The sequence below is a fragment of the Listeria sp. ILCC797 genome (assembly GCF_900186185.1).
GTDB classification, from domain to species: domain Bacteria; phylum Bacillota; class Bacilli; order Lactobacillales; family Listeriaceae; genus Listeria; species Listeria goaensis.
This window is the reverse complement of sequence record NZ_FYBS01000001.1, coordinates 500,715-521,459: the sequence shown is the minus strand read 5'-3', so window position 1 is coordinate 521,459 and position 20,745 is coordinate 500,715. Positions and strand designations below refer to the sequence as shown.

General features: G+C 43.4%; 21 protein-coding genes. 14 read left to right on the top strand and 7 right to left on the bottom strand.

Annotated elements, in window-relative coordinates; translation table 11 throughout:
• Nucleotides 1–11: 11 nt before the first annotated feature.
• The 6 genes from BN1609_RS02530 to BN1609_RS02505 are packed head-to-tail and all read right to left on the bottom strand — an operon-like array spanning nt 12 to nt 6,647.
• On the bottom strand, nt 12–1,019 hold the full coding sequence (locus BN1609_RS02530) for a serine hydrolase (protein ID WP_088815104.1): 1,008 nt from the start codon (nt 1,017–1,019) through the stop codon (nt 12–14).
• Nucleotides 1,020–1,021: 2 nt separating this feature from the next.
• The gene (locus BN1609_RS02525; protein WP_088840474.1) at nt 1,022–2,653 is read right to left on the bottom strand and encodes an NAD-dependent malic enzyme; all 1,632 of its coding nucleotides are present in this window, start codon (nt 2,651–2,653) and stop codon (nt 1,022–1,024) included.
• A 44-nt stretch (nt 2,654–2,697) separates the two neighbouring features.
• Nucleotides 2,698–3,372 carry an EAL domain-containing protein gene (locus tag BN1609_RS02520; RefSeq protein ID WP_088808561.1) on the bottom strand — a complete coding sequence of 225 codons (675 nt, stop codon included), beginning with the start codon at nt 3,370–3,372 and terminating at the stop codon, nt 2,698–2,700.
• The gene (locus BN1609_RS02515; RefSeq protein ID WP_088808562.1) at nt 3,369–4,352 is read right to left on the bottom strand and encodes a glycoside transferase; all 984 of its coding nucleotides are present in this window, start codon (nt 4,350–4,352) and stop codon (nt 3,369–3,371) included. The genes BN1609_RS02520 and BN1609_RS02515 overlap by 4 nt, the downstream gene beginning before the upstream one ends.
• On the bottom strand, nt 4,345–5,493 hold the full coding sequence (locus tag BN1609_RS02510; RefSeq protein WP_088808563.1) for a GGDEF domain-containing protein: 1,149 nt from the start codon (nt 5,491–5,493) through the stop codon (nt 4,345–4,347). The genes BN1609_RS02515 and BN1609_RS02510 overlap by 8 nt, the downstream gene beginning before the upstream one ends.
• Before the next feature lie 5 nt (nt 5,494–5,498).
• The gene (locus BN1609_RS02505; RefSeq protein WP_088808564.1) at nt 5,499–6,647 is read right to left on the bottom strand and encodes a sensor domain-containing diguanylate cyclase; all 1,149 of its coding nucleotides are present in this window, start codon (nt 6,645–6,647) and stop codon (nt 5,499–5,501) included.
• Nucleotides 6,648–6,810: 163 nt separating this feature from the next.
• Between BN1609_RS02505 and BN1609_RS02500 the strand changes: the two genes are divergently transcribed.
• Both BN1609_RS02500 and BN1609_RS02495 read left to right on the top strand, forming a co-directional pair.
• Entirely contained in the window at nt 6,811–7,482 is a 672-nt protein-coding gene (locus BN1609_RS02500; RefSeq protein ID WP_117584595.1) for a uracil-DNA glycosylase, read from the top strand.
• Nucleotides 7,479–8,573 (top strand): FAD-binding oxidoreductase, encoded by a 1,095-nt coding sequence (locus BN1609_RS02495; RefSeq protein WP_088825314.1) that lies wholly within the window; start codon nt 7,479–7,481, stop codon nt 8,571–8,573. Before BN1609_RS02500 ends, BN1609_RS02495 begins: the two co-directional genes overlap by 4 nt.
• Here the strand turns inward: BN1609_RS02495 and BN1609_RS02490 are convergent.
• Nucleotides 8,570–9,436, bottom strand: coding sequence for a YitT family protein (locus BN1609_RS02490; RefSeq protein ID WP_088808566.1), 867 nt, complete (start codon nt 9,434–9,436; stop codon nt 8,570–8,572). The two genes, BN1609_RS02495 and BN1609_RS02490, sit on opposite strands and share 4 nt — an antisense overlap.
• Before the next feature lie 77 nt (nt 9,437–9,513).
• On the opposite strand from BN1609_RS02490, the gene BN1609_RS02485 reads away from it, so the two are divergent.
• The 12 genes from BN1609_RS02485 to BN1609_RS02430 all read left to right on the top strand — a co-directional run bounded on the left by BN1609_RS02485 (nt 9,514) and on the right by BN1609_RS02430 (nt 20,738).
• Nucleotides 9,514–9,846 carry a nucleotide pyrophosphohydrolase gene (locus BN1609_RS02485; protein ID WP_088808567.1) on the top strand — a complete coding sequence of 111 codons (333 nt, stop codon included), beginning with the start codon at nt 9,514–9,516 and terminating at the stop codon, nt 9,844–9,846.
• Entirely contained in the window at nt 9,846–10,634 is a 789-nt protein-coding gene (gene dapB, locus BN1609_RS02480) for a 4-hydroxy-tetrahydrodipicolinate reductase (protein WP_088809057.1), read from the top strand. Before BN1609_RS02485 ends, dapB begins: the two co-directional genes overlap by 1 nt.
• A 14-nt stretch (nt 10,635–10,648) precedes the next feature.
• Nucleotides 10,649–11,056, top strand: a complete 408-nt coding sequence (locus tag BN1609_RS02475; protein WP_088808568.1) for a methylglyoxal synthase — start codon at nt 10,649–10,651, stop codon at nt 11,054–11,056.
• Between the two features lie 16 nt (nt 11,057–11,072).
• Nucleotides 11,073–12,245 (top strand): CCA tRNA nucleotidyltransferase, encoded by a 1,173-nt coding sequence (locus BN1609_RS02470; RefSeq protein WP_088808569.1) that lies wholly within the window; start codon nt 11,073–11,075, stop codon nt 12,243–12,245.
• Nucleotides 12,205–13,215, top strand: a complete 1,011-nt coding sequence (locus BN1609_RS02465; RefSeq protein WP_088808570.1) for a biotin--[acetyl-CoA-carboxylase] ligase — start codon at nt 12,205–12,207, stop codon at nt 13,213–13,215. Before BN1609_RS02470 ends, BN1609_RS02465 begins: the two co-directional genes overlap by 41 nt.
• Before the next feature lie 153 nt (nt 13,216–13,368).
• Complete coding sequence (locus BN1609_RS02460; RefSeq protein WP_088808571.1) at nt 13,369–13,824, top strand: thioredoxin family protein; 456 nt, start codon at nt 13,369–13,371, stop codon at nt 13,822–13,824.
• Nucleotides 13,825–14,041: 217 nt separating this feature from the next.
• Nucleotides 14,042–14,875, top strand: coding sequence for a 3-methyl-2-oxobutanoate hydroxymethyltransferase (gene panB / locus BN1609_RS02455; RefSeq protein ID WP_088840473.1), 834 nt, complete (start codon nt 14,042–14,044; stop codon nt 14,873–14,875).
• 1 nt (nt 14,876) lies between these two features.
• Nucleotides 14,877–15,728, top strand: a complete 852-nt coding sequence (panC, locus tag BN1609_RS02450; RefSeq protein ID WP_088808573.1) for a pantoate--beta-alanine ligase — start codon at nt 14,877–14,879, stop codon at nt 15,726–15,728.
• Nucleotides 15,721–16,104 (top strand): aspartate 1-decarboxylase, encoded by a 384-nt coding sequence (panD, locus tag BN1609_RS02445; protein WP_088808574.1) that lies wholly within the window; start codon nt 15,721–15,723, stop codon nt 16,102–16,104. Before panC ends, panD begins: the two co-directional genes overlap by 8 nt.
• Nucleotides 16,105–16,141: 37 nt before the next feature.
• On the top strand, nt 16,142–18,934 hold the full coding sequence (dinG, locus tag BN1609_RS02440) for an ATP-dependent DNA helicase DinG (RefSeq protein ID WP_088825312.1): 2,793 nt from the start codon (nt 16,142–16,144) through the stop codon (nt 18,932–18,934).
• A 97-nt stretch (nt 18,935–19,031) separates the two neighbouring features.
• The gene (locus BN1609_RS02435; protein WP_088808576.1) at nt 19,032–19,538 is read left to right on the top strand and encodes a DUF5590 domain-containing protein; all 507 of its coding nucleotides are present in this window, start codon (nt 19,032–19,034) and stop codon (nt 19,536–19,538) included.
• A 15-nt stretch (nt 19,539–19,553) separates the two neighbouring features.
• On the top strand, nt 19,554–20,738 hold the full coding sequence (locus BN1609_RS02430; protein WP_088808577.1) for a pyridoxal phosphate-dependent aminotransferase: 1,185 nt from the start codon (nt 19,554–19,556) through the stop codon (nt 20,736–20,738).
• Nucleotides 20,739–20,745: the final 7 nt, after the last annotated feature.

Sequence of the window (20,745 nt, the reverse complement as noted above, 5' to 3'; positions counted from 1 at the left end):
GAGTAGGGTGGCTACTCTGCTTTTTCGTTTAGGAAAGTTGTGACAATTTGTTCGCGTTCTTCTAAAAAGGCGGAATTATTGCGGCTTGGATGAATGCGATTTGTGAGGACGATGAGTCCTTTTTTTTGTACGATGTCAAGGACGATGAAGGTGCCTGTAAATCCAGTATGGTAAAGGGCGTAATGGTCGCCGTTTGGTTTTAAGTCATAGCCAATGCCTCGGTCACGATTTAAATCTTGCGTATAGTTTTCTTGAATGCGGGCAAGGCTTTCGCGCGTTAAAATCGGGGCGCCGTCGTCAAAAAGGAGTGCCGATGCAAAACGTCTGAGGTCATCTAATGTTGAGAAAAGCCCTGCATGACCGGTGTTACCACCTGCGATGAAAGCCTTATGGTCATGGACGGTGCCTGAAATGACGCCGCGTTTTTCGGTTACTTCAGTTGGGACTGAATGGGCTTTGTCAGCCGTAAAGAATGTTGTGTCTTCCATGTGAAGCGGGCGTAAAATGGCGTCGGTTACTTGCGCTTCAAACGGCTTTTCACAAGCTACTTCGATAACTTTACCGAGGAGTAGGAAATTCAAATCGGAGTAGTCCACGATGGTGCGGTTTTTTGCGACTGGACGGGCAGCGCTAATGTAGGCGTCGATGTCGCTAGGCGTTTCAATTGGGAAGCCGGGAATGTTTTTTGGGAGCCCAGTGCGGTGCGTCAAACAGTCGAGTAGTGTCAAATCGGGCGTGTGATAGTCCGGCAAAAAGGTGCCAAGCGAATCCGTTAGGGCTAGTTTTCCGCTCTCAACAAGCTGCATCACACGCGTAGTCGTCGCCACAACTTTCGTGAGTGACGCAATATCGTAAATGTTTTTTTCAAAAGAAAGAAGCGGTTTTTTTGAAGGGCTAATTTGTTTTAAACCGCGAGTGAAGGACTGTGTCGCTTCTTGCGTCAAAAACTGGAAACTCGCTCCTGGCACGGTGCCTGAGTCAACCAGATTTTCGATGCGCATTTTCGTTAGTGGAAACATGGCTACACCTCTTTATAAACAGGCGTCCAGATGGCGTTTTGAACGTCCTCTTCTGCGACCGTTTTAATCCGTGCGACACCGTCTTTGATGGCTGCTTTTGCAACGGCGTAAGCGACTTTTTCGCTCGTTTGAAGGAGTTTTGATACGTGAGGTAAAAGTGCTGAGCCTTTATGAGTGGCATCAACTTGTTCTGATACAGCCTTTGCTGCTGCGCGTAGCATGCCATTTGTGATTTTTTCTGCGCGCGAAATGATGGCGCCAAGACCAAGGCCCGGGTAGAGTAGCGCATTGTTCGCTTGACCAATTTCAAACGTTTGCCCGCCGAATTCAACAGGCGCGCTCGGACTGCCCGTCACAATGAGTGCTTTTCCATTTGTCCACTGGATTAAATCGGCAGCTTTTGCTTCAGCGAGTTTTGTAGGATTTGACAGCGGTAAGATGGCCGGACGAATCGTATAGCTGGCCATCTCACGCACCACGTCTTCTGAAAAGGCGGAAGGGACACCGCTTGAACCGATAAGCATCGTTGGTTTGATCAGTCTAACAAGCTCTAAAAGCGAAGTGGTGTCGATGTTCTCAAAATCCGCCCGGTCTCGCGCAAAAGAACGCTGCCCAGTTGTTAAGTCGGCCATGTCATCTGTCACAAGACCATTTCGATCGACTAAATAAAAGGCCTTTTTAGCGTCGTGGCGTGTGACTCCACTACTGTGCATGATTTCATGACAAAGCTCGGTGGCAATACCAATACCCGCCGTTCCTGCGCCAAAAATCAGAATCCGCTGTTGCGCAAGCGGAATTTTGGATACGCATGTTGTTGAAAGTGCAGCCGCGACAACCATTGCGCCAGTTCCTTGAATATCATCGTTAAAGGTGCAGACTTCATCTTTGTAGGTATCTAAAATTCGGCTCGCATTGGCCCGACCGAAGTCCTCAAAATGAAAGACGACTTCTTTGAAAATTTCTTTTGCGGCGGAAATAAATTGCGCGATGAAATGGTCATATTCAGTTTTAGACATGCGCGGCTTGCGCTCGCCGAGATAAAGCGGATCATTTCGCAAGTCCAAATTGTTCGTGCCAAAATCAATGATGACCGGTAGGCAGCTAGACGGGTCAAGGCCAGCCGCAACGGTATAAACCGCAAGTTTTCCTACCGCGATTTGAACGCCGTTTACGCCCCAGTCACCGATGCCTAAAACACCTTCGCCATCTGTAATGACCATCATTTTAATTTTTTCAGGCTGTCCGCACGCGTTTTTCAGGCTATTGTGTAAAATTTCTGGGCGGAAAGCATTGATAAAAAGCGCATCATCGGTATTTTGAAAGTGCTTGTGGTATTCGGTCACCGCATCACCAATTGTTGGCGTGTAAATAATTGGAAGCAGTTCCGTCACATATTTTTGCACTGTCGCAAAATAAAGCGTCCGATTTTTATTATAAAGGTCCGTCAAATAATAATTTTTTTGCAAGGCATCAGGAAGCGCGTCAAAAATGGCCTTCACGCGTACAATTTGTTCATCTAGCGTTTCCACGTGCGGCGGAAGTAGGCCGTCTAATTCATATTTTTCACGTTCCTCATATGTAAAAGCAGTTCCTTTGTTTAAAAACGGATTTCTTAAAATATTATTTTTCGTCATAAAGTGGCTCCTTTTCAATCTTTGGTTCTATTTTACCGCGTTTTTCAGATAAAATAAAATCCTTGCGCGTACGTAATCCCAAGACCTACCAAATAATGGAATTGTTCCTTGTTTTCAACACCTTCTACAACCATCTTTTTCTTCTTTTTTTCTAAAAAATGATGCAAGTTGGTGAGCACTAATTTTTTCCCGTGATGATTTTGTACGTCTTTCAACAGTTCAGCGTCCGTTTTCACAAAATCAGTCGGGTGCCTTAGAACGCGTGCGATGTCTGCATAGCCTGAACCATAGTCATCAATCGCAAATTGCGTGCCAAAACGTCTTTTCAGAGAGGTCATTTTTACGTGCAAGTCGAGCAACTGGCATTCATCAATCACAGATGTTTCTAAAAATTCAAATGTAATTTCGCCACTTTCTTTAAGTAGTTCTTCCAATTCTTGGTAGTGGTGGATAAACGTGTCGTAGGAAATATTTAAAAAAAGTCGTGTGCTTTCGCGCCAACTAAAGTGCTCGATGCCATTTTTAAGCGTGCGCAGTTCAAATTGACTGGTCAAACGGTTTTTCTCGCATTCTTTAATAAAATCCCCAATCGGTACGTTATGAACGCGCGTCAGGGATTCGTAGCCAAAAACATGATTTTCTTGAATGTTCACAATCGGTTGATAAATCGTTTGGAATTCATTGGATTCGATCATATCCAAAATTTGGTTTTTATTCATCTACTAACGTCCTTTTTTATCAAGGCTAACTCTTTATGCATGTAATCAAAGAAATGTGTCGTAGTAGCGTTCGACGTATCCATCTCGTTTAGTTTATCCATTGCTTTTTGATAAAAATCTGGTTGATTCGTTTGCGTGTAGTATTCCGTAAGCATCGCATAAACGGCCGTCGATTCAATACTTTCCACAGGTTCTTTCGTATCCCGATAAAAACGTGCATAAACTCGATTATTTTGTTCCCATTCGCTTTGCAAAAAAGCATCAAAATGCGGTTCTTTTTTATGAGTTAGCGTAACATATTGAATCGCAATTAGCATTTGATCAATCATATTCACTTCATTACCAGTCGTTTCATAACGCCCATCTTGAAAGATTTCATCAAAAAACGGACTAGCTACCGCATTTTCTAGCGGCTTGAAGGCAGCCTTATCAAACCCAGCTTCTTTCATCGCGGTACTATTATAATAACTCAAATGAAGCGTTTTTGCTTTTTCTTTTGTTTTAAAATCGAAAAAATCACGAGGTGTTTGGTTCCCCAAACCATATTTTTTCCAACTCACCGCGATTTTGTTCGCGAAGTCAGCGTACGGAGGGTAATTAAATTGGTCACTTGCCGCCTGAAGAGCCTCATAAATGCGCATATCATCTATAAACGCGTTTGTCGTAATACCATTTCCCATTTTCCACTTAATAAAGGTTTGTTCAGTTAGCAGTTCATTTTGCATCGCCGTAAAAAGCGAATGAAACGTTTGGCTGTCATTGTTTAAAACAAGATACTGCATATATAAACCGATACTTTCCGACAAATAATTGGCATTTTTAGACACTTTATAGTCGGCAATTAACCCGTTTTCTGCCAAATAATTGGTTGCCACATGTTTCTCCACATTTGCCTTTTTCGGCGTTGTTTCTTTTGGCGGACTTTGCGCGCACCCGGCTAGAAATGCGATAAGCGTCAGTAAAAATAATTTTTTAAACATCTTCCAAGCCCTCCTTTGAAAAGCTTGTTAAAACTTGATTCCGTCCGCTTTGTTTGGCAAGATAAAGCGCCTTGTCGGCCGCCTCAAACAAACTTTCTTTCGTTTTATAGTTCGAATCAGGAAATTGCTGACAGGAAACGCCTAAAGAAATTGTCACTTGCCCGCTTTTTGGATTGTAAGGAAACGATGTGCGTTCAATTTGGCTCCGAATAATCTCGGCGATTTGCTGACTTTCTGGAAGCGCCACATTGGGTAATAAAATGGAAAATTCTTCGCCACCAATTCGGGAAATGAGCGCACTTTTTGGCAGCACATGATTGCTTAAAATCACACTAAACTGGGATAAAACCGTATTGCCCGCCTGGTGACCATGGACATCATTAATTTCTTTAAAATTATCTATGTCAATGACGATTAAACTAAGCGGTTTCTTTTTTTTCAAAGAAAGAAGAAAAGCTTTTTCAAATGTTTCTAAAAAATAACGGATATTAGGCAAATTGGTTAGCATATCTGTCATAGCAGAATTTCGAAGCTGAAACATGATTTTATTGCTCTTATCAATATAGTTACAAGCGGCAAATACGAGTGCGCTCGTTAGCATGAAAAGCGCGTAGTAAAGTAAGGCTTCGCTTCCAGTTAAAATGGTGTGGCTGCCAAAGTCGGTGAAGTAGTAGTAAGCTAGAACGGGAATGGCACAGGAAAAGACAATCAAATATTTTTTGAAATAGCTCATGTTAAGTTTGGTGACAATAAAGCAAATAAGATAAAAGCCTGTTAGCAGCAGAATAAATTTAAGCTCATTTTGCGTGGATTCCCCCATCCAAATGTGGCCGATAACCATGAAGCTATAGGCGATGGTGACAGGAATTCGGCCGCCGAAAATGGCAGTGATGAGTAAAATATTCATGCGCATGTTTGTATAAACGACTGTCGCCGCGTCTTGGTCCCCGCGAAAAATAAAATAAATGCCAGCTAAGCCGTAGTAAACACCAATTGAAATACTTAAAAGCAGCTGACTTTTACGATGTAAAAACCAATTGGGTTTTATTTCGCGAAGTTTGCGGAAGGCAATTCCTTGAATGAATAAAATGGCCAGAAATGTCGAGATACTATCAATATAGGCATCAAATTGTGTAGGCATAAAAATTACTCCTTTAATGGAACTGTTAAATGAACTGCTGCATGAACACGGTTTCGTCCATTTTCTTTTGCGATATAAAGCGCCTTATCAGCGGTGTTTAATAAGGCTGCACCACTTTCAAAATCGTGAAGTTCGTCCATCGTTGCAGTGCCAACAGAAATGGTCAAGTGGATATCTTCACGATTAAAAGGGAAATCGGTTTTCTCAATTTTCCCCCTAAGCTGTTCGGCGTAAAGCTTTGCACCGGTGCGTGAAATATTTGGTAATAAAATGGCAAATTCTTCGCCACCAATTCTTGCGATGAGTGTCCCTTTAGGAAAAAGGACTTTTTGTAGGGCGCCACTTAAGCTTGATAAAATAACATTACCCGTTTGATGTCCATATGTATCATTGATATTCTTAAAAAAATCAATATCAAAAATAATAATGCTTAGCGGTGTGCGATTTTTCTTGCTCTCAGCAAATTGTTCGCCTAAACAATTGTCAAAATGACGAAAATTGGCGAGATTTGTTAATGGATCTAAAATAGCTGACTGGCGCAAGGCAAAAATTTGTTTGTTGGAGGAATCAATGAAGTGGGCAGCCAGATATAATAGCAGGCTACAGAAAAAAGAAATGCCAAAAAATAAGAGCCACCTTGGAATAGCTTCCATTTGAAGGGGAATAGCCATTTTAAGATGGAGATAGAAAAGCATGAAGGGCGTAATGCTCAGCTTGCTTAAAATGAACTTTTGAAAAAGCGAGATTTTCAAAGTGTTTACTTGAATACAAATAAGATGGAAAGAGATGATAAAAAAAAGATAGAGAAGTTGAAGGCTCGTGTCTGCGGCTAGCATGAGTTTGCCTACTGCGATGATAATAGTTGCAATAGTAGCGGGGCCTACACCTGAAAATAAGTTTAAAATTAAGATAATGTTGACGAGCATGTCGGTATAAACGCCGTAATCTGTACCTGGCAAGCCACGCAAAATAAAGTACAAACCTAAAACACCATAATACATGCCGATAAAATAACGGATGATATGGTGTTGCCAATTATTAATAAACCAATTTGGTTTTCTTTCGCGAAGTGAACGTAAAATCATACCGTGAAAAAATAGAGCGGATAAAAAAAGTGCCAAACTGGACCATAACGAGTCAATCATATTCCACATAAAAAAAAAGCTCCCTTTTTGTAATTCGTACGGGAATTCAGTAAAATAAAAAGATACGGTTAATTCAGAAGGCTAGTCACGGTGCTATTCTGATGATTTAATACATTTATCATATTATTACAAATTAACATATTGTTGTCAATATATGCAAAGGAAGGATAACATGCAGCCAAATGATGCTTTTTTTGAAACTTCAGATACTCTAGTTCAACTTGTCAAAAAACGGAGTGAACACTTGGCGCTGGAAGGCTTTGTAAAAGGTCGTGGTCCCAAAAAACCGCAAGTGATGCTAATTGGGGAGGCGCCGGGTGAAACAGAAATTCATAATTCAATCCCGTTTAGCGGCCGAGCGGGCGCTGAACTAATGAAGTCACTTGAGAGAGCTTTCTTAACGCGTGAGGACGTTTATATAACGAGCGCCGTTCGAAGTCGGCCTTTTAAAGACGTTTACAAGGTGGATGCGAAGTCCGGGGAGCGCGTTTTGAAGCGTTACAATCGTACGCCGAATCAGAAGGAGATTGATGCGCACGCCCCGATTCTTGATGACGAATTGCGGCACATTGAACCGAAAATTATTCTGACAATGGGGAACATTGCTTTAAGACGAATGCTTGGGGGGAAAATAGCGGTTCCAGATGTGCGCGGTCAGCGCCTTTATGTACCTGCACGCGAACTGGTTACGCCTGGTAACCGGGAGTACCAGGATACGGAGCGGAAATTTCGGATGATGGCAACGTTTCATCCGGCGAGTATTTTTTACAATCGAAAATTATTGCCGCTTATTGAAGCTGATTTTGATGCGCTTCGGGTGTGGCTAAAGGAGATTACGACATGAAAATAGCGGTTGTTGGCGCTGGCATTGTTGGTGCGAGTGCGGCCTATCATTTGGCGAAATGGGGACATGAGACGACGATTATTGAGGATAAGGCGCCTGGGCAGGCGACGGAACATGCGGCGGGGATTATTTGTCCGTGGCTTTCAAAACGGCGGAATAAGATTTGGTATGAGCTCGCGAAACATAGCGCTGCTTTTTATCCGCAGCTATCAAGAGAACTGGCGGGGTTTTCTGTGGATTCTGGATACAAACAAGTTGGCACGCTTGCGCTTCGGGGAAATGAAATGGCGCTCGATGCTTTGTTTGCGCTTGCGAAGGAGCGGCGCGTGTCGGCACCTGAAATGGGCGAGGTGATTCGTTTACAAGAAGCGGATGTGAAAAAGCGGTTTCCGCTCGTGCAGCCTGGTTTTGGGGCGGTTTTCGTGAGTGGCGGCGGGCGTGTGAATGGCGCACGGATTCGTGACGCGCTTTTAGACGGGGCGAAACGAAACGGTGCAGTGAAAATGGAGGCGCACGGTAAGGTGAACGCGGCAGGGGCGCTTTTTGCAGGAGAAGAAGAAGTTGCTTTTGATAAAATTGTGCTGGCAGCTGGCGCTTGGATGCCGCGATTCTTGGAGCCACTTGGTTTTGAGGCGGATGTTTTGGCGCAAAAAGGGCAAATTGTGACGATGACTTTTGCTGAGAAAACGGACGACTGGCCAGTTATTTTGCCGCCAGCTGCGAAGAGTATTGTGCCGTTTGATGCGGGGCAAATCATGCTTGGGGCCACACATGAAAAAGAAGCCGGCTTCGACCGTGAGCCTACGGAAGCCGGCTATGAGGAAATCATTCGAGAGCTCGCGCCGTTTATTCAGCTGGAAGGCGCACAGACGAGCACAATTTCGGTTGGAACTAGGCCATATACGCCTGATTTTACACCGTTCATTGGTCAAATCGGGGACACGCCAATCTATGTGGCAAATGGCTTAGGGGCATCAGGTTTAACAACGGGTCCTTTTGTTGGAAAACTAATTGCTGAGTGCGCGCTAGGTGAACCGGTTTCGCTGGATATCACACGTTTTGACCCAGCGAATTATATCCGAAAGCGCTAATAAAGCGGATTTTTATTTTCATCCAGCGTAAAGCCTTCCCCCATCACATCATGGACGACGCTGACAGAAACGAAAGCGTGTGGGTCGACGGCTTCGATAATATTTTTAAGTTGGATAATTTCGTTTTTTGCAACGACGATATAAAGCACATCTTGGTCAAGTTTGGAAAAGCCGCCGCGACCTTCTAAAATGGTGACACCGCGGTTCATTGCGAGCATGACGTGAGTTGCGATGGCGTTGTTGTCTTTCGAGATTATCATGGCTCCGCGTGCGGCATACGCGCCTTCTTGGACGAAATCAATAACGCGCGCGCCAATGAAGACGGCAACAAGAGTATACATGACTTGTCTAATGTCTAAATAAGAGAGTGAGGCCGTTAAAACAAGTGCATCGATGACGAATAATGTGCGCCCCATGCTAATCCCTTTTTTAAAGTGGAGCAATTTCGCGATAATATCGCTACCGCCTGTTGTCCCGCCGTAGCGAAAGACGAGCCCGAGTCCAACACCAGTGAAACTGCCTGCAAATAAAGCGACGAGCAGTAAATCTGTGTGCAAATCGAGTGTAAACGGGATGCGCTGAAAAATCCATAAGAAAAGTGATAGGCTAATGGTGCCGATACCACTGTAAAGAAAGGTACGAAATCCTAAAATACGCCAGCCTAAAAGGAAGAGTGGAACGTTTAGGATAAGGTTTGAATAGGCGGGATCGATATGGAAGAAGTGTAACAAAAGGAGTGTAATCCCTGTTAAACCGCCTTCACCGAGTCCGTTTTGAATATTAAAATTGACAAGACCAAATGCATAAATGGCTGTGCCAAGCAAGATGAAAAGAATATTTTTAACCCGAAGTGTTTTGAACATAATCTGCTCCTTTCAAGATTTTTAGAATAACGTTATAATAATACTATTAGTGTACCAAAAAATGGGAGGTAAAGCGCGTGACAAAGACGATAAGAGAGATGCAACATGAAGTAGATGCTTTTATTGGACAATTTGAAGAAGGCTATTTTTCGCCACTTGCGATGATGGCAAGAATGACAGAGGAAACTGGTGAACTTGCGCGTGAAATCAACCATTACTACGGCGAAAAGCCGAAAAAATCATCAGAAGGCGAGAAAACGATTCAAGAGGAACTGGGCGATTGTCTTTTCGTACTAACGTGTATGGCGAATTCGTTACATATTGATTTGGAAGAAGCGCATGACACAGTGATGCAAAAATTTGCGACACGCGACATAAATCGCTGGACGAAAAAGGAGGAAGAAAAATGATACGAGTAGCAGTATCTGGTTATAAAGGTAGAATGGGACATGAGGTCGTAAAAACGGTGTTACGAGAAAGCGACTTGGAACTTGTTGGTGTGTTAGATAAAGATCCAGTAGAAAAAAATATAAATGAATTAGCGGAATTTAGTGAACTAAATGTGCCGGTATTTGGTGATTTAGGACAACTCCTTACCGAAGTGAAGCCAGAAGCTGTTGTGGACTTTACGATGCCAAGTGTGGCGTATTCTAATACGAAAAAAATTATTGAGCACGGGGTACGCGCGATTGTTGGCACAACTGGATTTTCGCCCGAGCAAATCGAAGAACTGACAAAGCTTGCTGCGGATAAAAAAATCGGCAGTTTGATTGCCCCTAATTTTGCTGTTGGTGCTGTTTTGATGATGCAATTTGCTGAAAAAGCGGCGGCGTATTTTCCAAATGTCGAAATTATCGAGCTCCACCATGATAAAAAGTTAGATGCCCCGAGCGGAACCGCGGTAAAAACGGCGGAAATGATTTCCAAAACACGTGAAAAGATTAAACAAGGCGCGATTGGGGAAGAAGAAACTATTCAAGGTGCTCGCGGTGCCGATTATGAAGGCATGCGCATTCATAGTGTTCGCTTACCGGGACTCGTCGCCCATCAAGAAGTTATTTTTGGTTCAGAAGGGCAAGGGCTGACCATTCGGCACGACTCTTATGACCGTATTTCCTTCATGTCAGGCGTTGCGCTTGCTATCCGTAAAACAGCCGAATTCGATACGCTCATTTACGGACTTGAAAATATTTTATGATGGAAGGGAAAAAAATGAATATTGCCCTGATTGCTCACGATGAAAAAAAGGAACAAATTATTGAACTTGCGCTAAGCTACAAAAATTATTTGAAGCCGCACACGCTTTTTGCAACTGGCACGACTGGAAAGCGAATCATCGAAGAAGTAGGGCTTGATGTCCATCGTTTTAAATCCGGACCGCACGGTGGTGACCAGCAAATTGGTGCGAAAATATCGGAAAATCAGATGGACTTAGTCATTTTTTTACGTGACCCATTAACAGCACAGCCGCACGAGCCAGATGTGACGGCGCTAATCAGACTTTGTGATGTATATGCGATTCCGCTTGCGACGAACATCGGGACAGCGGAAGTACTGCTTCGCGGACTTTCAAAAGGCTTTTTAGATTGGCGGAAACTACGACGTGACGACACGTTTTAAGAAACGAGAGAGAGCGATGAATCAACTATTTAAACAAGCCATTCCAGTTTTAGAAAAATTAGAAGCGGCAGGATATGAGGCGTATTTTGTCGGTGGTTCAGTGCGTGATACGCTCCTAGACCGCGAAATTGATGATATTGACATTGCCACAAGCGCCTTCCCGGAAGAAGTGAAATTGCTTTTTCCGGCTACATATGACACCGGCATCGAACACGGGACGATTACGGTTCGCTATGAAACGGAATATTATGAAGTGACAACGTTTCGTACAGACGGGAAATACGAGGACTTCAGACGTCCGACAGACGTTACGTTCGTGCGTTCGCTAGAAGAGGATTTACTGCGTCGTGATTTTACGATGAATGCCATTGCGATGGATAAAAACGGGGTGTACCATGACCCATTTCACGGGCGCGATGCGATTCGCATGAAAATGATTTGTGCGGTAGGTGATGCAAAAACGCGCTTCCACGAGGACGCTCTCCGAATGATGCGCGCAGTTCGCTTCGTCAGCCAACTTGGTTTTGCGCTTGAAGCTGAAACGAAAGCGGCGCTCATTTCGGAAGTGGGCCTTCTAACGCATACTGCTACGGAACGGAAAGCTGTGGAGTGGGTTAAATTGATGCGCGGGGCTTTTCGGAAAGACGCCCTCCAAGTCGTGCTGCAAGCTAACATGGAAAACTATTTGCCGCAACTTGCTGGCAGAAAATCGGAACTTGCCGAGCTTTGCGCGTTTCATTTTACGGATAATCCGACAGAAGAGGAAATTTGGCTTGCGCTGCTCCTTGCTGTTCGGCCGAATGAGGCGGTTTCATTTTTGAAAGCTTGGAAGTTGCCAACAAAGCGCATTCAGCTCGTAACGGCTGCGTATGTACTCATTCTAGATGATGTTTCTTGGAATCCGCTAACTGTATTTCAAGCTGGGTCTACTTTAGTCGATTTAGTTGAAGCGGGACGCGCGTTTTATTCAGGAGAGAAAAAAGTGGCTGATGCACTTGAAATTTACGAAAAGTTGCCGATTAAATCTCGGCGGGAGCTTGCGATTTCGGGAACGGAACTAATGGAAATGTTCGGCAAACCGGGCGGCTTATGGCTTCGGGAATTGCTTTTAAAGATTGAGCGGGCGGTTGTTTTTCGGGAAGTGGAAAATGAAGAGGAAGCGATTCGGAGGTGGTTACGACGTGGCTAATCAAAATCGAGAGAAATTGCTCGCGCTTTTTGCGAAGCGTCAAGGTGAGTTTTTGTCGGGTCAGCAAATTGCAGATTTACTTGGTTTATCGCGCACGGCGGTATGGAAACATATGGAAAGTCTGCGAAATGAAGGTTTTGAAATTGAAGCGGTTCGAAATAAAGGTTATCGCCTAGTTAAAAATAGCGATTCCTTTTCAAAAGACAGCATTTTAATTGGCTTGCATACGAAATTTATGGGGCAAAAACTGTATTTTTACGATGAAGTCGATTCGACGCAATTTGTGGCGCATCAAAAAATTAGCGAGGGTGCTACGAGTGGCACGGTTGTGGTTAGCGAGTTGCAAACAAGCGGCAAAGGTCGCCTAGCGCGCGTCTGGGATTCGCAAAGCGGCAAAGGTATTTGGATGAGTGTCATTTTAAAGCCGCAAATTGCGATGCAAAAAGTGCCACAGTTTACGTTCATCGCTTCGCTCGCGGTGGCAACAGCGATAGAGGAAATCACGAAACTCGAACCGCAAATTAAATGGCCAAACGATATTTACATTGGCCGACAAAAAGTGTGTGGTGTTTTAACGGAAATGCGCGCTGAAGCGGCTTCTGTTGAGGCGGTCATCATCGGCATCGGCATCAATGTCAATCAAATGACGTTCCCAGTGGAGATTCAAGAAAAGGCGACTTCGCTTGCGCTCCAGGCGGGGCATGCTATTTCGCGCACGGCGCTCATTCAAGAAATTTTAAAACAGCTTGAAAAATATTACCAGCTGTTCATGGCGGAAGGATTCCGTCCGATTAAGCTACTTTGGGAAGACAAGGCGATTCCTTTTGGGGAAAAAATTACGGTTTCGACGATGCAAGGACAACTGGCTGGCTTTGCCGAAGGAATTTCAGATGACGGTGTTTTACTCGTTCGTGACGAATCAAACGTACTGCACCAAATTTATTCAGCGGATATTGATTTCAACTCCTAAAATTGTTTTTCTGCTACGGAAAATTAGAAAATCAAGCCGAATGGTTTGGTGAAATTGAATTTTGTGGGGCTAGACCCTTTAGAAAATGCTAAACTTAGCATTTTCTTTTTTTACAGAGATTGTGTAAAATGAAAATGAATTAGGAGGTTGGACATGAAAAAAATCATGCTGTTTGTTGGTGTTTGTGTGTTAGGGTTGGTTCTTTCGGCCTGTTCGCAAACGGAAGAAAAAAAAGCGGTGGAAAAGGAAAAGACGGAAAAAACAAGTGAAGCTGCGAAAGCTTTTTTAACGACAATTGGAACGAGCGAATTTGCGGATAAAAAAGATGGCTTTGTTTATGTAGGACGCCCGTCTTGTGTGGATTGCCAAGCTTTTCAACCGATTTTAAAAGAAGTACTTCAAGAGGAAAATTGGCCGGAGAAAATGGCTTATTATAATACAGATGCGGCAAGTAAAGAAAATCGTGACAAAATGATGGACTTGCTGAAAGGAATGGATATTGATTCTGTGCCTACAATGGTTTATTTGAAAGATGGCAAAGTGGCATCTAAATTTTTAGGGAACGATAGTAAGGCCGATTTAAAAACATGGCTGGAGAAAAATATGTAAAAAAACCGCAAGGCTCTTAAATTTGCCTGCCCTAGCCTCGATTTAGGCGAGGGCTTTTTTAAGTAAGTGTACTTTATAGCGATGTACAAATATGCTAAACTAACAGAGGAAGCAAAGACAATGATCGTATTCGGATGAAACGATACCGTAAAGCTTCTTTTTCAACTTAATTTTTGCCGTGATTCATTTATGAACATGGACGAAAGGATGCGTTAAAATGAAAACTCCAATTGATTTTTTGAACATGAAGCAAAAGCAAGAAAAAATAACGATGCTGACTGCTTATGATTACCCTTCTGCCAAAAATGCGGAAGCCGCTGAAATCGACATGATTTTAGTTGGTGACTCGCTTGGCATGACGGTGTTAGGTTACGATTCAACAATTCCAGTGACGCTCTCGGATATGATTCACCATACAAAAGCGGTGAAGCGTGGGGCGAAAAATACATTTGTTGTGACCGATATGCCGTTTATGACGTACCACGGGACAGAAAGCGAAACGGTAGAACGCGCGCGGACACTCATTCAAGAAAGTAGTGCAAATGCGGTGAAACTGGAAGGTGCTGGTGATGTTGTGCGACATATTGCGGCACTGACGACGGCTGGGGCACCTGTTGTCGCGCATCTTGGTTTGACGCCTCAGGCTATTGGGCTTACAGGAAGCTACAAAGTCCGTGCAAAATCGCAAGAAGAGGCTAAGAAATTGTTAGACGATGCTAAAAAGATAGAGGCAGCAGGTGCTATTGCGCTCGTTTTAGAGGCGATTCCCAAACAGCTTGCTGAGCAAGTGACGAAAAATATAAGTATCCCAACAATTGGGATTGGCGCAGGTGCTGGAACTGATGGGCAAGTACTGGTCTATCATGATGTCATCGGGTATGGTATTTCGCGGCGCGCTAAATTTGTGAAGGCTTATGCGGAAGTTGATGAGCTGATTGAAAAGGCACTTACTACTTATGTGCAAGATGTCAAAACGCAAGCTTTTCCAGAAGAGAGCCATAGCTTTACGATGAATGAAGAAGAGCTAAAAGGCTTATACGGGGGAAAATAAGATGAAAATTGTACGCACAAAAACGGAACTCCGCGAAACGCTTCGTGCGGTGGACTCGAAATCGGTTGGCTTCGTTCCAACGATGGGCTATTTACATGTTGGTCATCTTACGCTCGTTCGGGAAGCAAGGCGAGAAAATGAAGTGGTTGTGATGAGCATTTTTGTGAATCCGACGCAATTTGGGCCGAATGAAGATTTAGATACCTATCCGCGTGATGAAAAACGCGATATTGAACTGGCAGAAGGAGCCCACGTGGATATTCTCTTTTTGCCGAGTGTCGCGGAAATGTATCCGGTGGAATTATCAACGGCGCTGCATGTTACAAAGCGTGTTGATGTGCTTGACGGGGCGAAACGGCCGGGTCATTTTGATGGCGTCGTTACTGTATTGCTCAAACTATTCCATCTTGTTGGCCCCGACCGTGCTTATTTTGGGCAAAAAGATGCCCAGCAAGTTGCGGTTGTGGAAGGACTTGTTCGTGATTATTTTCTACCGATTACCATTCGGCGTGTAGCGACGGTGCGCGAACAAGATGGCCTCGCGAAAAGCAGTCGAAATGTCAATTTATCCACCGCTGAACGAAATGAGGCGCCGATCATTCATCAAGCCCTTTTAGCTGGGAAGAAACGCATTTTGGAAGGCGTAAACGATGAGGCTGTCATTTTAGCCGAGGTACGAGCGGTTCTTGGAAATGTGGCACAGAAAGTGGACGACTTGGCGCTCTACGAATATCCTGATTTTACTGCGGTGTCTGATTTCTCAAATTCGCTTATTTTAGCCATAGCAGTGCAGTATGAAAAGGCGCGTTTAATTGATAACGAAATTATAAAGCGAGGTGAGTATGATGCTTAGAACGATGATGCATGCGAAAATTCACCGCGCGACGGTTACGGAAGCGAATTTAAATTATGTGGGGAGCATTACGATTGATGCGGCGCTTTTAGAGGCGACGGGCTTACTGCCAAACGAAAAAGTACAGATTGTGAACAATAATAACGGTGCGCGTTTAGAGACCTACATTATTGCGGGTGAAAAAAATAGTGGTGTAATTTGTTTAAACGGGGCGGCAGCTAGGCTTGTGTCACCCGGGGATATCGTTATTATTATGGGCTATGGTTTGTTTGAAACGAACGATGCCAAAACGATGACGCCGAAAGTGATTGTGTTAGATGAAAACAATCAAATTGTAGAACGACTTTACGAAGAAAAAGCGAATACAACGTTGTAAAAAAACAAGTGGAACTGGTTTTAGGAAGGTGAATCATATGGGACGAAAGTTAAAAAAATATGTAGTGGTCGATTTAGAAACGACAGGTAATCAGGCATCAAGAGATGACCGAATCATTCAATTTGCTGCCACGCTAGTGGAAGGAAAACAAATTGTAGAGACTTTTTCAACCTATATCAATCCTTTAAAGCCAGTTCCGCCTTTTATTCAGGAATTGACGGGGATTACGCCAGATGATTTATCTGATGCGCCGCTGTTTGAAGATGTGGCGGATACGATTTTGGCGCTTCTGGATGATACGATTTTTGTGGCGCATAATGTGAATTTTGATTGGACTTTTTTGCAAAAGGAAATGCGCCGTGCGGGTAAGCCGCTTAGTAAAATGAAGTTGCTTGATACGGTGGAAATGGCGCGTATTTTATATCCGTCTGTCGATAGTTATAAATTGCAGGATTTAGCTGATGAGTTTGGTTTTATTCATGAAAATCCACATAAAGCCGATAGTGATGCTTTGGTAACAGCGGAATTGTTTCTTCAGTGCGTGGAGAAGTTGGAGAGTTTACCGGTTTCGGTGATTCGGAAGATGACGACGATTGCCCAGCCGTTAAAAACGCATTTGCCGGAACTTTTCTTTGAGATTGAGATGAAAAAAGACCGCCAAGCTGAGCCGCTTCCTGAAAAATGGCTGGAACATCGTGGTTTAGTTTTGCGTAAAAAAAATATTCGTAAGCCGATTTATCGTACAGAAGATAAATTGGATTTTCCAAAAAGTGAGGAAGAAAAACTTGCGTTATTTAAACGTGCGGGGGCCCCTTTATATGCGAGAAGTGGTCAATTTGAGATGATGAACTTGGCGTTTCAAGCGATGCAAACAGGGCGCCATGCGCTTATTGAAGCCGGAACTGGGATTGGAAAATCATTAGGTTATTTTTTGCCGTCAATTTATTTTGCGAAACAAAAAGAGTTGCCTGTTATTATTAGTACATATACCAACCTTTTGCAAACCCAACTTTATGAAAAAGATGTCCCGCTTGTGTCAAAATTAACTGGATTTGATGTGCAAGCTTCGCTGTTAAAAGGGAGAGATCATTATTTAAATTTGTTTAAATTTGAGCAATTGCTTCATGAAAGCGATCCGCAGTACGATGTTGTCGTGACGAAATTAAAACTGCTCGTTTGGCTTACGGAAACAGAAACGGGTGACATTGATGAAGTCAATTTATCGAGTGGTGGCGAGCTGTTTTGGAACAGAATGAAGCATACTGGTTGGTACCTTTCTGAAACGAAAGATCCGTGGATTGCTTTTGATTTTTACAAATTTAGTTTGGAGCAGGCGCGCCATGCCGACCTAGTCATTGTGAATCATGCTTTACTTCTTTCCGATCACTTCAACGGGAAAAAATTATTGCCAGCATATTCTTTCGCAGTTATTGATGAGGCGCATCATTTTGCGGAGAGCGCTCGCATGCAGAAGAGCTTTTACTTGTCTTACCGAAAAGTGAAGTATTTCTTGAATCAACTTGGAACGCTCGAAAAATATTCACTTCTTAGTCGCTTAGAAATGGTCTTTCCAGCAGAAGAGAGTTTGTTTGATTTAGACATCGCCCAGTTGAAACTGACAGAAGCAACAGATATTTTATTTAGTTTGTTACATGCGGAACTATTAAATAGTCGCGGTGCTAAAAAAGAACTCGTTTTAATTGAAAATGAACAAAAAATTCATTTTGATGACACATTAAAATATGCGGCTGAAAATGTTCTCGTACTGTTCCGTGAAGTGGAACGGAATATCGAAACGCTTCTAAAAAAAGGGAAGCAAGAAGAAACGGACTTAAAAGAAGCGGAAACGGCTTTTGTTGAGGAAGTGTATTCTTTCTTACTTGATTGGAAAACAATGCGGGAGGATTTTGCTTGTTTACTAAATGAGAATCAGCCCGTCATGACGATTTCTCTTGAGGCGGACAAAAACGGGGCGTTGCCGAGTTTGCGTATTGTTGGTACGCTTATGGAGGTGGAGAGGGCGCTTCAAGAGGACTTTTTTGAACAAAAAGAAAGCGTCATTTTGACGTCTGCCACGCTTTCTGTCAATCATGATTTTTCTTACATAAAAAAAGCACTTGGTCTTGAGGAAAGTGACTTGTTAGAGGCGAAAATTCCATCGCCGTTCCAGTACGAGGAAAATGCGCGGATTTTGATTCCGCAAGATATGCCGCAAATTAAAGGGACGCCTGTTTCGGATTATGCGAAGGCGCTGGCTGATTATTTGAGTGATGTGGCGCTTTGTACGGACGGTCGCATGCTTGTTTTATTCACGGCAACCGAGATGTTGCGCGAAACGCTACGCTTCATGAAGGGGAAAGAGGCGCTCGCGGAATATATGATTCTCGCACAAGGCGTGTCTGCGGGAAGTCCTGCCCGGCTAACGAAACAATTTCAACTGTTTGAAAAAGCAATTCTGCTTGGGACGACGAGCTTTTGGGAGGGGATTGATATTCCGGGCGAAGATTTATCTTGTCTGGCTATTGTGCGCTTACCGTTTGCACCGCTCGAAGATCCATATACGAAAGCTCAAATTGCTCTCCGTAAAGAACGCGGGGAGAACGCCTTTCAAACGTATTCGTTACCGGAAGCCGTATTGCGCTTTAAGCAAGGCTTTGGGCGTTTAATTCGCCGCGAAACGGACCGTGGAATTATTTTAGTGTTCGATAACCGAATTGATACGACGAAATTTGGTCAATCTTTTTTAAACTCTATTCCGAAAGTTCCTACGAAAAAAGGCGATAAAACAGTTCTTTTAAGCGAAATTGCTGACTTTTTTAAGTCAGAATAATAATAAAGCTTCAAAAAAAAGCAGCAAATTGCTATAATAGGAACATATTGAAACTTAGCCATTTTGGCAATTAAAGAATAGAAATGAGCGAATAGATTTGCAAAAACGAAAAAACAGGCGAAAAATCGCCCGATATATTCTCATTCCAGTCAGCATTTTGGTAGTTTTAGGACTCGCTTTCTTTTGGTTTTTGCATAGTGCTGAAAAGCCAATTAAAAAAGATGAGCAAGCGGCGCTAGACCGAATAAGCGGCAGCGTAGATTTGAAATCGCACGATGATTTTTATTTGTACAATGGACCAAAAGAAACGTATTATGTTTTAACCGGGAAAAATAAAGCTGGAAAAGACATTATTGTTTGGGTGCCGAAGAAAAAATCGGGCGAAGTTTTAGTCAAATATGCGTCTGATGGTATAAGCGAACAACAAGCGCGAGATATTGTGCAAAAAGAGAAGAAGCCGCGCAAAATTTTAAACGTAACACTTGGTATGGAAGAAGGCGTCCCAATTTGGGAAGTCAGCTATTTAGATAAAAACGATAATCTTGGTTACTACGACATGTCTTTCAGCGAAGGAGAATGGCTAAGACAAATCGAAAATTTATAAGAGGAGGAGCAAAAAATGGACTTACCTTTGTCTAAACGCGTGCAGGAAGTAGCACCTTCACCGACGCTTTTTATTACGGCAAAAGCGAAAAAAATGAAACAAGATGGTATTGATGTCATTGGCCTCGGCGCAGGAGAACCCGATTTCAACACGCCGGAAAATATCATTCAGGCAGCTTATAAGTCCATGAAAGACGGCTTTACGAAATACACCCCATCAACAGGAATTCCCGAGTTGAAAAAAGCCATCGTTCAGAAATTAGAACGTGACCAAGATGTGCGTTATACAGAAGACCAAATTTTCGTAGGAACGGGAGCGAAACACGTTTTATATTCTGCCTTCCAAACGATTTTAAATCCGGGAGATGAAGTGATTATCCCTGTTCCTTATTGGGTTACTTATCCGGAACAAGTCAAACTTGCCGGCGGCGTGCCTGTTTTTGTTGAAACAGGATTCGATGCCGATTTTAAAATGAATCCAGCTAGTTTTGAACGAGCAATTACGGCGAGAACGAAAGCGGTGCTATTAAATTCGCCAAACAACCCAACTGGCATGTGCTATTCAAAAGCCGAATTAAAGGCGCTTGCAGCTATTGCCGTCAAACACAATTTATGGATTGTATCTGATGAAATCTATGAAAAACTATATTACGGCGACCCGGCGGATGTGGTTTCCGTTGCGAGTCTTAGCCCGGAAATTTATGCGCGCACAATTTTAATTAATGGTGTTTCAAAAGCGTATTCCATGACCGGCTGGCGTATCGGTTATGCTGCGGCAAATGCCGACGTCATTCGGGGCATGGGCAAACTAGCGGATCATATGACGAGTAATCCGACTGCAAATGCGCAGTACGCGGCGATTGAAGCCTATAACGGGAGCCAGGAAGTGCCGGAGAAAATGTATCAGGCGTTTTCGGATCGCATGGCGCGATTTTACCCGCAGTTAGAAGAAATACCCGGCTTTAAACCGAAAAAACCAGATGGTGCTTTTTATTTCTTTATTGACGCGCACGAAGCGGCCGCGCGAAAAGGCTATCCAAGCGTGGATGCGTTTGTGGAAGCTTTGCTGACGGAAGCGCTCGTGGCCGTTATTCCGGGATCAGGGTTTGGCATGCCGGATTATATTCGGATTTCCTATGCGACAGATCCAGCGCTGTTCCAAGAAGCAATAAATCGAATCAAAGACTTTATGAATCAATAGGGAGTGT

Excerpts from the sequence above, each read along its gene's own strand:
- BN1609_RS02530 (WP_088815104.1), bottom strand. The coding sequence starts at position 1,019 with ATGTTTCCACTAACGAAAATGCGCATCGAAAATCTGGTTGACTCAGGC.
- BN1609_RS02525 (WP_088840474.1), bottom strand. The coding sequence starts at position 2,653 with ATGACGAAAAATAATATTTTAAGAAATCCGTTTTTAAACAAAGGAACT.
- BN1609_RS02520 (WP_088808561.1), bottom strand. The coding sequence starts at position 3,372 with ATGAATAAAAACCAAATTTTGGATATGATCGAATCCAATGAATTCCAA.
- BN1609_RS02515 (WP_088808562.1), bottom strand. The coding sequence starts at position 4,352 with ATGTTTAAAAAATTATTTTTACTGACGCTTATCGCATTTCTAGCCGGG.
- BN1609_RS02510 (WP_088808563.1), bottom strand. The coding sequence starts at position 5,493 with ATGCCTACACAATTTGATGCCTATATTGATAGTATCTCGACATTTCTG.
- BN1609_RS02505 (WP_088808564.1), bottom strand. The coding sequence starts at position 6,647 with ATGTGGAATATGATTGACTCGTTATGGTCCAGTTTGGCACTTTTTTTA.
- BN1609_RS02500 (WP_117584595.1), top strand. The coding sequence starts at position 6,811 with ATGCAGCCAAATGATGCTTTTTTTGAAACTTCAGATACTCTAGTTCAA.
- BN1609_RS02495 (WP_088825314.1), top strand. The coding sequence starts at position 7,479 with ATGAAAATAGCGGTTGTTGGCGCTGGCATTGTTGGTGCGAGTGCGGCC.
- BN1609_RS02490 (WP_088808566.1), bottom strand. The coding sequence starts at position 9,436 with ATGTTCAAAACACTTCGGGTTAAAAATATTCTTTTCATCTTGCTTGGC.
- BN1609_RS02475 (WP_088808568.1), top strand. The coding sequence starts at position 10,649 with ATGAATATTGCCCTGATTGCTCACGATGAAAAAAAGGAACAAATTATT.
- BN1609_RS02470 (WP_088808569.1), top strand. The coding sequence starts at position 11,073 with ATGAATCAACTATTTAAACAAGCCATTCCAGTTTTAGAAAAATTAGAA.
- BN1609_RS02465 (WP_088808570.1), top strand. The coding sequence starts at position 12,205 with ATGAAGAGGAAGCGATTCGGAGGTGGTTACGACGTGGCTAATCAAAAT.
- BN1609_RS02460 (WP_088808571.1), top strand. The coding sequence starts at position 13,369 with ATGAAAAAAATCATGCTGTTTGTTGGTGTTTGTGTGTTAGGGTTGGTT.
- panB (WP_088840473.1), top strand. The coding sequence starts at position 14,042 with ATGAAAACTCCAATTGATTTTTTGAACATGAAGCAAAAGCAAGAAAAA.
- panC (WP_088808573.1), top strand. The coding sequence starts at position 14,877 with ATGAAAATTGTACGCACAAAAACGGAACTCCGCGAAACGCTTCGTGCG.
- panD (WP_088808574.1), top strand. The coding sequence starts at position 15,721 with ATGCTTAGAACGATGATGCATGCGAAAATTCACCGCGCGACGGTTACG.
- dinG (WP_088825312.1), top strand. The coding sequence starts at position 16,142 with ATGGGACGAAAGTTAAAAAAATATGTAGTGGTCGATTTAGAAACGACA.
- BN1609_RS02430 (WP_088808577.1), top strand. The coding sequence starts at position 19,554 with ATGGACTTACCTTTGTCTAAACGCGTGCAGGAAGTAGCACCTTCACCG.